This window comes from Tissierellales bacterium (assembly GCA_025210965.1).
In the GTDB taxonomy this organism is placed as follows: Bacteria; Bacillota; Clostridia; order Tissierellales; family JAOAQY01; genus JAOAQY01.
Window position 1 is genome coordinate 1 of the sequence record JAOAQY010000045.1, and the last position, 12,018, is coordinate 12,018.

At 29.6% G+C, this 12,018-nt stretch carries 10 protein-coding genes; 3 read left to right on the top strand and 7 right to left on the bottom strand.

Annotation, left to right across the window (positions count from 1 at the left end):
* Window positions 1–4: 4 nt before the first annotated feature.
* Window positions 5–562 carry a hypothetical protein gene (locus N4A40_03200; GenBank protein ID MCT4660842.1) on the bottom strand — a complete coding sequence of 186 codons (558 nt, stop codon included), beginning with the start codon at window positions 560–562 and terminating at the stop codon, window positions 5–7.
* A gap of 244 nt (window positions 563–806) precedes the next feature.
* On the opposite strand from N4A40_03200, the gene N4A40_03205 reads away from it, so the two are divergent.
* A complete protein-coding gene (locus tag N4A40_03205; GenBank protein MCT4660843.1) occupies window positions 807–2,033 on the top strand; it encodes an MFS transporter in 1,227 nt (408 codons plus the stop codon).
* A gap of 41 nt (window positions 2,034–2,074) precedes the next feature.
* Here N4A40_03205 and N4A40_03210 read toward each other — a convergent pair whose 3' ends face one another.
* The 5 genes from N4A40_03210 to N4A40_03230 all read right to left on the bottom strand — a co-directional run bounded on the left by N4A40_03210 (window position 2,075) and on the right by N4A40_03230 (window position 8,193).
* On the bottom strand, window positions 2,075–2,857 hold the full coding sequence (locus N4A40_03210; protein MCT4660844.1) for a hypothetical protein: 783 nt from the start codon (window positions 2,855–2,857) through the stop codon (window positions 2,075–2,077).
* Between the two features lie 35 nt (window positions 2,858–2,892).
* A complete protein-coding gene (locus N4A40_03215; protein MCT4660845.1) occupies window positions 2,893–4,194 on the bottom strand; it encodes a DUF2812 domain-containing protein in 1,302 nt (433 codons plus the stop codon).
* Between the two features lie 26 nt (window positions 4,195–4,220).
* Entirely contained in the window at window positions 4,221–5,099 is an 879-nt protein-coding gene (locus N4A40_03220) for a hypothetical protein (GenBank protein ID MCT4660846.1), read from the bottom strand.
* Window positions 5,100–5,263: 164 nt separating this feature from the next.
* Window positions 5,264–5,935, bottom strand: coding sequence for a DUF2812 domain-containing protein (locus N4A40_03225; protein MCT4660847.1), 672 nt, complete (start codon window positions 5,933–5,935; stop codon window positions 5,264–5,266).
* Window positions 5,936–5,985: 50 nt separating this feature from the next.
* Window positions 5,986–8,193: a leucine-rich repeat domain-containing protein gene (locus N4A40_03230; GenBank protein ID MCT4660848.1), complete on the bottom strand. Its 2,208-nt coding sequence runs from the start codon at window positions 8,191–8,193 to the stop codon at window positions 5,986–5,988.
* Between the two features lie 235 nt (window positions 8,194–8,428).
* On the opposite strand from N4A40_03230, the gene N4A40_03235 reads away from it, so the two are divergent.
* Complete coding sequence (locus N4A40_03235; GenBank protein ID MCT4660849.1) at window positions 8,429–8,665, top strand: hypothetical protein; 237 nt, start codon at window positions 8,429–8,431, stop codon at window positions 8,663–8,665.
* A gap of 63 nt (window positions 8,666–8,728) precedes the next feature.
* On the opposite strand, the gene N4A40_03240 is transcribed toward N4A40_03235, so the two are convergent.
* The gene (locus tag N4A40_03240) at window positions 8,729–10,846 is read right to left on the bottom strand and encodes a leucine-rich repeat domain-containing protein (GenBank protein ID MCT4660850.1); all 2,118 of its coding nucleotides are present in this window, start codon (window positions 10,844–10,846) and stop codon (window positions 8,729–8,731) included.
* A gap of 205 nt (window positions 10,847–11,051) precedes the next feature.
* Here N4A40_03240 and N4A40_03245 point away from each other — a divergent pair.
* Window positions 11,052–12,018, top strand: a 967-nt coding sequence (locus N4A40_03245) for a hypothetical protein (protein ID MCT4660851.1), incomplete at its 3' end; no start/stop codon positions are given.

Here is a 12,018-nt window from a genome sequence, read left to right on the forward strand (position 1 = left end):
AATATCATTTAACCGTCATACTCTCAAAAGTTTCGTTGTCCCTGTACCTAACCTTGTTTTCTAAAAATTCATCCATAGCAGCTTTTTTATCTATAGGAACTAAGTAATACATCTCTTGCCTATATGAACTAGAGCGTCGACCTGTTTTCTCATATATTTTAAAACCTATTCTACAATATTTATTACTATGCCTTTCACTTTCATACCAAGTATACGCTCTAATCTTGTAAAATGGTATAGTTCCAGAATTTACATATATTCCTCGTTTGTTTACGGTAAACTGCCATACCCAAAGTTCTAGTACTACTATAAAAAACCATATATAAAATATAAAAGTATAATCCGAGTGTAATTCTATATGCCGCAAATGAAATCTCCTTGAAAGAACCATAAATACAATTGGCGGAGTAAAGATTTCACTTAATATTCGGATTATCATTTCCCTATTTATCTCATTTCTAATTCTAATTTTAATACTATGTCTAAAATATACTATTAAATGCACAATAAAGTTTAAAGCTATAGCAAAAATCATTACATACATGAATGTATATGACTCCATTTTAATCACCTCTTCGCTCAATTATACACCTTTGAATAATTATGTTCAATAAACCTGTATAATATTATGGATTTTTTAAGAGTAAGCTAGGCGCAAATCACGGAATACCCATTATCAAAATTCGAATTATACTAAAATATAAAAAGCACCATCTTCCAATCAAATCCTCAGCCATATATTGACATTTTAACCAGCGTAATATAAAATGTTCATAAAAATAATTATTTCATAAGCAGGAGGTTTTATGCTCAGTAAATCTATTTTCAAAAATAAGAACTTCATGATATTGTGGCTCGGACAATTAGTATCTAAAATTGGGGATCACATACTAGAATTTGCACTAGCCTGGTATATATACGATCAAACAAATTCTACATTAGCTCTTAGCCTATCTATAATCAGTATATTTTTGCCAAACGCCATAGTATCAACATTTTCAGGTGTTGTTGCTGATAGATTCAATAGGAAAAAAATCATCATAATTTGTGATACACTAAATGGATTATTTATATTTTTGTTGTTTATAAGATCTCTTTATGCGCCACTGACTCTACCTGTAATAATAATCGCAAATATATCTATAGCGATAGTATCCTCACTTTTTTATCCTGCCATTTCATCTAGTACTCAATCGGTACTTGAAACAGATCAATTACAAGATGCAGGAGCACTAAGTCAATTGCAGGGAAGGTTTGCCATTGTTGCTGGTTCTGCCATAGCAGGTTTCATGCTAAAACTAGTAGGAATAGAGATTCTTTTATTTATAAATGCCCTATCTTTTATATTCTCTGCTATCAGTGAATCATTCGTGAAAATTCCAGTTAATCATAAGGTAGAAAATACAAATATATCCATGATAGATAGTCTAAAAGAAGCTGCTCATTTCATGTCTCGAAACAGGGTGATACTATATCTAACCTTATTTGCTGGAATAATAGCAAATGGCATGTTTATGTCAGTTTCCCTGTATATGCCAGCTATATTTAAAGATATACTCGGCAAATCAAGTATAGAGCTTGGTATTTATTATTCGATAGAGGGTGCTCTTGGAATAATTACAAGTGTATTTCTTTTGCTTTCGCAAAAAAAATTACAGCCCTATAAATGGACTGTAATCGCTTTATTTTTAGAAGGCCTCTGCCTTTCGGGTATCGGTTTGATGCCAAGTTTGAGTATAGCTTATATAATAGCTGCCTTATCCGGTTTCTGCTTTACTATATGCAGTGTTACTATGTCAATACTATTTAGAAAACTTATTCCAAATAAGCTCATGGGACGCGTTGGTAGCTTCAACATGCTACTAAGCAACTTGGCCATTCCCGTCTTCACAGTATTTTTTGGATTTATAGGTGATATCAAAAATCCTCAAACTATAGTACTTTATGCTAGCTTCGTGTTTTTGATAAGTTTGATTCCAGCGCCTTTTATATTTTCAAATGCTAGTAAATCAAGAGCTAAAAATCACATGTAGGCATGGTCATTTTCTTGAATTTCTCATTGTCAATTAAAATTTTAAGCTAACCCCAGTCTCTCTAAACTTTCTTTCAGCGCCCATATGAATTCTTCTTTACTAGTTGTTTTGCTATAATTTATATCTATTCTGTAGCTATATTTTCCCTTCTTTATAGCTAACAAAAAGCTCTCCTTGGCATCAATTATTTTGAATTCATCTATATTCTCTGACAAAAAATCCTCTAATTCAAATGACTCGCTACCCCATAAACCACCTAAATTTTCTTGTTCGTATTCAAATGGATAGTCAGTGCTAATATCCTTATAACAAATACCTGAAAGCACCTCATTCAGCGCTTTGTACCTTTCATTTGCAATCCACGCAAAGTTTTTCTCTGGATAAACAGATATTCTTAACTGATCTGGCAATAGTATGCTATTCGATTGGATAATTTCTATCTCTACTCCATTTTCTTCAGCATACGTTTCATATTCATTGTGTTCTGAAACTATACCAGCTACAAAGCATATCGCACTTAGTCCTCCAGCTATAATCATCCTATATCTCTTGCTCTTAATCATCCTTCTATATTTTCTTTGTGTACGCTCATCATCACTTTTGCTCATGTCCAATCGTTTCAAACTAGGTACGTTGAATATAATGTGATCTATAAGTCCTATCATGAATATCAAAAACGAAATTATCATAAATAAAGCACCATCATCTTTTAAATATTGTTTCAGTTCGATAGAAACAAGAGTCATAACCCCCCATAGAAATACAATAATTCCTACTATTACCCATACTATAGTCTTTAGGACCGTTTTAAAATCTTTTTTCATGCTAATCTCTGCTCCTCTACTCCGTTCAAATTATATTACTTCACAATCAAATCCACTTCTCGCTCTATCTCTACAGCTAATTTTTCAGCGTCTAATTGCCCATAACTATCTGCTATTTCCATTTGGCACACATCGCTTCCCTTTCTAAATAATACAAATACCCCACCTTTTTTGGGAATTATATATTGCTCATTTGCATCAAAAACTAACCCTCTTACCGTAGATTCTCTATATTCATACTTACCATAATCAAACCAATCACTATGATCTATATAACCTCTAGCATGACTGTAAAGATCATCATACAATGCACGTCCTACAATAGAATTTAAACATTTATACATATCTGTATTTATACTAAGTCCAGCATCTTCCTTCTTTTCATATTGAATATGTTTCGGAACCAACAAACTCTGCTCAATCTCCAATGACTCTTCCCAAAAAGCCTTATCATTCTCATCAAAGTGACTCGCTATATCCATCATTTTTTGAGCGTACGTCTCTTCACTTTCGACCTCTACGTTCTCTGCAAATAACTTTCTTCCCAATATTTCTTCATCTAAATCAATTTTTTCTCTAATATATTTCAAATACTTCATCTTGTCGTCTATAGAAACATCCATATCATTTTCACTATCTAAATAAGTTATTTTACTTGAATTTCTATGATCTTTTAAAATATATTGTCCACCCCATAAATTCCCTAAAATTAAAACCCATATCATGATAAATCCTAATCTCTTTCTGACACCTCTAGCATCGGTATAGTAATATGAGATATCTTTTTTATCCAAATTTACATCGCCATATTTAATCCAAAATACAATAAGACCTACTACTACCAATAGATTCATAAGCCATTTTAGCAACATTGTATCATCTAATAACATTGACTTTGCCCAATGCTTTACTGTAAATCCAAAAAAGTAAAATACCGCTATGTAAAACAAAAATCCTATTATACGATTATTTGTAAATATCAAGCCTTCCTTTAAGTTATCTTCTTCTTCCAACACATCTCTATCAAGTGGGAATTCATCATTTGAATCTTCAGTGAAAAAATAGTAGAATCTATTGTTTTCAAATAACAACTTCCATCTAGTACCTTCTATAGATTTCATAAGTTCTAATCGTTTCGCCTTACAACCTTCTCGATCATCCGTTTTCCAATACTTTATCCATATTTTGTACTTTCCACTCATTGGCTCAACTCTATCAAATCCCACGAATGAATTTTTTATATCCTTTAATAATAGCCCTTCTTTAATCCTATCATTCAAATAACTTTCAAATAATTTGTATCCCCGCTTGTAGTTAAAATAAAATCGTCTCTCCATGTCGCAGCCCTAACCTTTCTTTTTTATTATCTAAAATACATTGCTTTCAAAACTTCTTTTTCAAACAATATTTTTTCTTCTGATTCTAATTCGTCTACCAACGCTCTTAATTCCCTAATAATATAATCTTCACTAGCTTTTTCATCATATCTAAGCTCTACAAAACAAGTATACTCACCGTTCAAAATCGCCATTGTGAAACTGCCATTGCGAGTATATATCTCAAATTCGTCTAAATTCAATTCTCTTCCCAGTATATCGTCTAATGATAATCCTCCTTCTTTCCATATATTCTTTGCATCGTATGCGAGTTTATATATATCATTTCTTTCATCAACATACTTAGCATCTTCTTTCTGCTTAACATACCACTTTCTAGCCACATAAGCATTGTATCCTCTGTATCTTTTAATCTCAGAATGCCTGATAATTTCATCTCTGTACTTTACGAACTCTATTTGTTCTGGCAATAGAAAACTTTCATTGTATCTATTCACAGCTATATATTGGTCTGTATCTATTCTAGCAATATTTACTTCTTTATCTAAGAATATACTTGCCACGAATATAGTTAATGATAATCCTAGCCAAATAATCCTTCTAATTTTGTACCATTTCCTACGCTTTAGATATTTATCAAATTCCAATGCATCATAATTCTCTATATCTACTAATTTCACATCTGGCACTCTAAATTTAATCTGATCTGCTAATCCTAAAAAAAATACTATCAATAAGATTGATAATGCTAAACTACTATCACTTGTAAAATATTTTTTCAATATTATTTCATGAATTATCTTGTACCAGTAAATTGATGTTATAATCAAAAATAATATTGGACTCAATACCTTTACTGTGTAAATTAATTCGTCTTTGCTATCTACCTTCAAATCAAATTCCAATGCATCACGCCCATTTTTTCTATGTATACTACAAGTATTATTATATCTCTTTCATATAATGCGTTCAAGAAAGTATGTGTTTATTATATTTTTTTAAGAATTACTTAAGAAGTTTGGGTGTAGTTATAGAAAAAAACTCCACTGTATATGTGGAGTTTTTCAATTTAGTTTGATATCATTCCTATAGCAAGTCCACTCACTAAATACACCAAAACATAAGGTACAATGAACTTGATTCTCCTAAAAATACCATTTACATCACTATAATAATACTCTTTCTCTCTATTTTTTCTCCCCAAAAAGCTTACACGCAAATGTATCATTCCAAATATCAAAATTCCTAATCGTAAAAATTCAGCTAAGTACAGTGCTCTCTCTTTATCATCTCCTATAATACTATAATTAGCATCATTTTCTGACCACAACAAAAGTATAATAATCATAGCTGAAAAATCGTAAAACATTTCTGGTCTAAATATCAACGATTCTCGATTGTTTTCTTCTAATTCCGCAGTGCTCATTTTAACTGGAAATATGGCATATTCATCTTCATTGAAGAAGTAGAAAAATTTTCCACTCTCACATATGAGTTCCCAACCAGTATTTTCTAAGTTCTTCAAGAGAGTATATTTTTTCTTCGCACAAGCTTCTCTATCATCATTTTTCCAATATTTTATCCAAAATTTATAACTTCCCTTTCTTAACTCTGTTTGCTCAAATCCTACGAAAATACCTCTAATTTCTTTCAATAACCATCCTTTTGCTAGTTGCTTTTGCAAATAATCTTCAAATATCTCAAGATCAGTTCTTTTGTTTAGATATATTTTCCATTCCATAATTCGACCGTCCTTTATTTTATCTAGCTACTTATTACTAAGTAGAATTTCTAATGGCTCACCTTTAAGTACCACTCGTAAATCTTCTTTTCATCGTCTAACAAAAATGCACTTCTAGTATTTGGATAGTGCTCTAAAGGATTAACCCCTAAATATAGATATATTAATTTCTTGTTATCAAGTTTATCAATATCTACTATCGGATTTTCTGACAAACTTAGAACTTCAAGCGAATCCATTTTAGAAAGTTCACCTACGTTTTTTACTTCATTAGAATCTAGCAACAAACATTTTACTTTAGTAAATGGTTTTAGAATATCTGTATTTTTTATATTGTTGCGCTTAAGAGATATAACATTTAGTTTTTCTATATTTGCAAATTTGCTCAAACTAGACAATTCTCCTCCTTTTACCTCATCTAAAAATATCTGCTCTAAGCTTTGTAATTTTGAAAACTCCGGAAAATTATCCAAATTATTTTGGCTATAGTCTATTGCCACTATATTGGGCGCTATATTGGATATAAATTCTGCTGGATAATCTATATTTACCCCAGCTATTGACAATTTTTTAAGTGATTCTAATTTGAGATTTTCAAAATTGTGAAATGTCGTATGTGAAACATCAAGTTCTTTCAAACTTTGTAAATCAGATAAGAAACTCAAATCCAACTCCAATTTGTTGTGATCTATCGAAAGACTTTCTAAACAAATATTTTCACCTATTCCTCTAGGCTTTATGAACTTATTTCCTCCAATATCTAAAATCGATGCACTTACCCGCGAAAAATCTACCCTGTCATCTAATTCATTATTGGATAAATTCAGCTCTCTAATTTCACGCTTGTCGTATATCGATGATATATCATCAATCTTGTTATTGCTCAAATTTAAATAATTTATGTCCTCATAATTTTTCAGCTCACTTATATCACTGATATTATTATTATCAGCACTAAAATCAGAAAGATTTATATCCTTTTCTAATTTAGCTATTTTAGCAATTTTATTTCCATTTAGTTCTAATTTATAAACTCGTTGCAATTCATTTATGAATTGCATATCTTCTATTTCACAATTATTTGCCTTTAATGTTCTAAGTTTTGGCATATCTTTTAAATTCATGTCTTTGATTGGATTATTTGAAAGGCTCAGCTCTTTCAGCTTTTTTAAGTTCGAAATTGGTGAAATGTCTACTATTTCATTTCCATCTAAAAGTAATTCATCCATTTGGCTTAGTTCTTTTAAGCTATATATGCTCTTTATGTTATTGTTTATGGCTTCAAAAAATGAAAGTTTTCCAAAGTTTCTTAAAACTTCTATATCGTAAATTTGATTGTTTGAAACCTCTAGAGTGTATAGGTTACTCAATCTATGCAAGACGTCTATATTCTTGATTTTGTTATTGCGCAAAAATAAGGCTCTAAGTTTGGTTGAATTTTCTAAACTCGATACATCACTTATCTGATTATGTCCCATCCCTAAAGCTTCCAATTTACTCAAATTTTTTATAGCTGATATATCTTCGATCTCATTAAATCCAAGTACAAGTGATTCTAAATTTATCAGATTTGATATAGGTGATATGTCTTTTATATGGTTTCCAAAGGCAGCTAGCTGTTCAAGTTTTTCAAGACTTGAAATCGACCTTATATCAAAGATATTGTTAAAATTCATTTTCAATATTATTAATTCTTTCAATTTATTAAGTTCTGCAATATCTCTTATATGATTGAATGAAATATCTAGTGACTGTAGTTTTTCTAAGTTTGCAATACCTGATATATCTGTTATTGCATTGTTTTCTAAATTCAATACCTCTAATGTTTTTATATTTACTATAGGAGATATATCTGTTATATTTTCTCCTACTAATTTTAGTAGCTTCAATTTGTTAAGTTTTGATATCGGCTCATAATTTTCTATCTCACTATTTGAAATAATCAATGTTTCTATATTTCTAAGATACTCTATACCTTCTAAATTTTTTATTGGTTTATCTGAAGTTTCCCAGTACAATGACAATTCTTTTATTTCATCTAAATCTTCTTGCGTAAGATTGCCATCGCTTTTGCCTATCTTATTTCTGATTACGTTCTCCAAATTTTCATCTACAAACTTCACGCTTAAATCTTTTTCTGTATCATTAACTTCTACTTTATTCTGATTTGAATTATTACCATCAAACGCTGCATATACTGGTGCTCCTATAATTAAAGATGCTGCGATTATGCTCAAAAACAATTTATATTTTTTCATTATGTATCCCCCATTTTGCCGATTAATGTACTGTTACTATATTATTAATAATTTAGTTTACTAATAATATAGTAACATAATTTACCATGTTATATTAACATTTTTTCTAACAAGCTTTATTATAATTTTTTTGCAGTCAATTGTCGTTATTATTGCTTAAGCATAGCACTTATGGATATATTCTTAATAATAGGAAATATTTTTTCTATCAAACACTTATTTGGAGGAAATGCTAATGAAATCATCTAACAAAATCTTGATATTTACCATTGTTATTTTTTCTGTATTTATTTCATCTTGCTCAAATAATTACGATTCTAGCAATAAAAGTCTCGATTTTTCCACACAAAAACAAAAAACTGTTGATAAGTTCCGTGAGTTTTCTGAAACTTATCAACAGTTTTACTATTTTAATTCACATTTTGTCTATTTTTATGCACCACATTTAAAAAGTGGAACTTTATCATTATAGCAAGTTTTCGTTTAAATTTCAACGTTAACTTTGATTTTTGTATACTGAACTAAAATCATTTATCTACCTATCAATTTCAACAAAACGATAGATGTCCTCTTTACTTCCAATTAGTGAATCTACTCTGATATTTGGATACTCCTCAAGTACATTTTCCCCAAAGTATTGCCATATATTCCTTGTTTCATTCAAATTCTCAATATCTTTTATTGAATTCCCTACTAAGCTAATTAATTTTAACTTCTCCATATTTTCTAAATTGCCCACTTCACTTATTGAATTAAAATCTAGTAGCAATACCTCAAAATTACCATATTGCCTCATCCAATCTATATTCTCTATATTATCATTTTTCAAAGATAATACTTTTAATTTAGGAATTTTAGCTAATTCGCTCAAATTATCCAAGCCACTCCCTCTCATATTATCTAAAGATAATTCCTCTAACTCTTCTAATTTCGATAGTTCAGCAATATTTTTCACTTCATTATCATCATAATTTAGTACCTTGATATTTGGTGCAAGTTTTTCTATTACTATTCCAGGGTGCTCTAAATTAATTCCATCCAATGACAATTTTTTCAATTTAGGAAAACTCAAATTCTCATAATTATAAATTTCTGAATTAGACAAATCAAGAAATTCTAAGTTTGTAAAATCAGCTAAAAAACTTGTATCCAATTTAATCTTATTATTTGCAATCAATAGAGATTTTAAGCCCTTGACTTTTTCAATCATTGAAGGTTTTGTAAAGCTGTTTCCACCAATATCAAGATAATTTGATCTAATCATTGAAAAATCAGTCTTTGAATCAAGCTTGTTATTTTCAAGATTCAATTCCACAAAATCCATATCATTTATTGCACTTATATCATTAATTTCATTGTCACTTAAATCTAAATTTCTTAGCTTAACATAGTATCTTAGACTATCAATATTGCTGATATTATTATCCTTGAGTGTTAATCTCTCTATCCCACTTTCAGAATATAATTTCGATATAGCGCTAATGTTATTGCTATCTAAATAAAGTTGTTTAAGGCTTGGTATACGATTGACAAAATCCATGCTTTTCAATTTACAATTTTTAACCTTTAAAAGACTTAACTCCGGCACATCAGATAATTCTAATTTTTCAATTGGATTATTCGATAGATCTAATGCTTTCAAATTTTTCAAACTTGAAAGTGATGATATTTTCTCTATTTTATTTCCGCTCAAATCTAGTTCTTTAAGGCTTTCTAAATCTCTAAATTTACTTATATCCGATATCTGATTATTAGCTAAACTGACTTTTGAGAGTTTTTTCAAACCTTGTAATGAGTCAATGTTTTCTATTTTATTTCCACTCGCATTAAACGCCATCAAGTTTTTAAAGTTTTTAACTGCATTTATGTCTTCTATTTCGTTATCTTCAACAAATAATGTTTCCAATTTTTCTAAATTTCCAAGTGCATTTATATCAACTATCTTATTTTGCCCTAAAGTTAGATACCATACATTTTTCAAATTTTTTAAGGCATCTATGTCTGAAATTTGATTTCCATTCAATGTTAAAAAGTAAAGTTTGTTCAAATTCTTTATAGGTGATATATCCTTAATCTGATTTCCCTCTAGACCTAATATTGTTAAATTGGATAGCTTTTCAATCCCCGATATATCTTCTATATCTGAATAGTAAAGAATCAATCTATTTAAATTTGTAAGATTTAGTATAGGTTTAATATCCTTAACTTTGTTTGCCCCAAGTGTCAATTTTTCAAGACTATTAAGCTCTGCAAGTGGAGTTAAATCACTAACTTTAGATTCTGCAATAAATAAAATTTTCAATGATTTCAATGACTTTAGTGGTGACAAGTCTGATTTATCATACTTCCTAATCTCTAACTCATAGATATTTTCTAGAAATTCTATTCCTGCAAGCGACTCTACATCATTTACACTTATTACATCAACTCCCAGTAAATCTGATTGTGTGAGTGGTCCCTCCATCTTATCTATACGTTCTCTAATTGCTTGCTCCAAATTCTTATCAACAATTTTAGAACTCAAATCTTCTTCAGCAGTACTAGTCACTATATCATTTTGATTAGTATTTGTACTGTAAACCGTAGCGTATGCTGGCATTGCCATAACCAGCGATGCTCCTATTATACTTAAAAGCAATTTATATTTTCTCATTACAACTTCCCCCTTCTATCGTTTTATATTATGCTATGATAAATTCTAATACTATAGTATCACAATTTATCACTCTGTATTTATCACGTTCTATTAACATTTATTCTTTTGTAAACTTCTTGTCAGAAATTTGTAACTTTGTAATCGCGTATACTATATATAATAGTTAAGTAAAGAAAATTTATGAAAAAACGGAGGAATTATAATGAAAAGAACAAAAATGTTATTAATTAGTTTTTGTATAGCAATCTTATTCACAACCTTTTTTACAGGTTGCTCTAAAAAAACAGCTAATGCTAAAAGCAATGATTCTAGCGAAGTAAATCCAGTTTCAACTCAGATTTTAAATGATTTAGATCTAAATCTAGTTTATAATCAACCCAATGATTTCATTGATCCAAACGCCAGCTTTTTCTCATCAAATCAAATTGTAACATCAACTCTAAAAGATTACGAATCTGCTGGATACAAACACTTTACAAATAATTCAGCTTTAGACGATGCAACAATAGTTTCTATAGTATTTTCAGAATCTGGTCTAGATGCAAATTATTTTCCTGTACTTTACTTAAAGGGTGTATCTAAAAATGATTTATCAGAAAAAAATAACATCATAAAAATTGCAGGTAATGACTATTCTGGCAAAGAACTAGAAGATTATATTTTCTATGAAGATGATAAAACTATCGTATATGAAATATCAAAATTGATATCCGCAAGCAACATAGATGAAAGAATTTCTGAACTTTCTAAGCTTGATAGTTCTTATGACTATTCATATTTACAAAAACAAGCTACAGATATTCTAACCCACAAAGACAATTTTATTAGCTTTTCATATAGAGAAATTCCAGAATCTAATACAATTTCAGACTCTAAAGATAACCAAATTATTTCATTCTCGAATAAAGATTTAGATAAAATTGTACGACTAAATCTAAACCTAGATGATTCTGAGCCTATTTATTCTGATAAACTTGATACGCTATTGTACTTGAATTATGTATCACCTGCATCTTCTTCTATTGATTCTGCAATTGCTGAGGATTTGAACTGGGAATCTATCAGTTCTATAGAAGAAATAGATAAAATTAAAAATCTAGTTGCAATCAGTCTTCCAGATAGTAGTATTAAAGATTTAAGTCCACTAAAGAATTTAAGTAGTCTAATGG

Coding starts and splice junctions, on each gene's coding strand:
- N4A40_03200 (MCT4660842.1), bottom strand. CDS start 562: ATGGAGTCATATACATTCATGTATGTAATGATTTTTGCTATAGCTTTA.
- N4A40_03205 (MCT4660843.1), top strand. CDS start 807: ATGCTCAGTAAATCTATTTTCAAAAATAAGAACTTCATGATATTGTGG.
- N4A40_03210 (MCT4660844.1), bottom strand. CDS start 2,857: ATGAAAAAAGATTTTAAAACGGTCCTAAAGACTATAGTATGGGTAATA.
- N4A40_03215 (MCT4660845.1), bottom strand. CDS start 4,194: ATGGAGAGACGATTTTATTTTAACTACAAGCGGGGATACAAATTATTT.
- N4A40_03225 (MCT4660847.1), bottom strand. CDS start 5,935: ATGGAATGGAAAATATATCTAAACAAAAGAACTGATCTTGAGATATTT.
- N4A40_03230 (MCT4660848.1), bottom strand. CDS start 8,193: ATGAAAAAATATAAATTGTTTTTGAGCATAATCGCAGCATCTTTAATT.
- N4A40_03235 (MCT4660849.1), top strand. CDS start 8,429: ATGAAATCATCTAACAAAATCTTGATATTTACCATTGTTATTTTTTCT.
- N4A40_03240 (MCT4660850.1), bottom strand. CDS start 10,846: ATGAGAAAATATAAATTGCTTTTAAGTATAATAGGAGCATCGCTGGTT.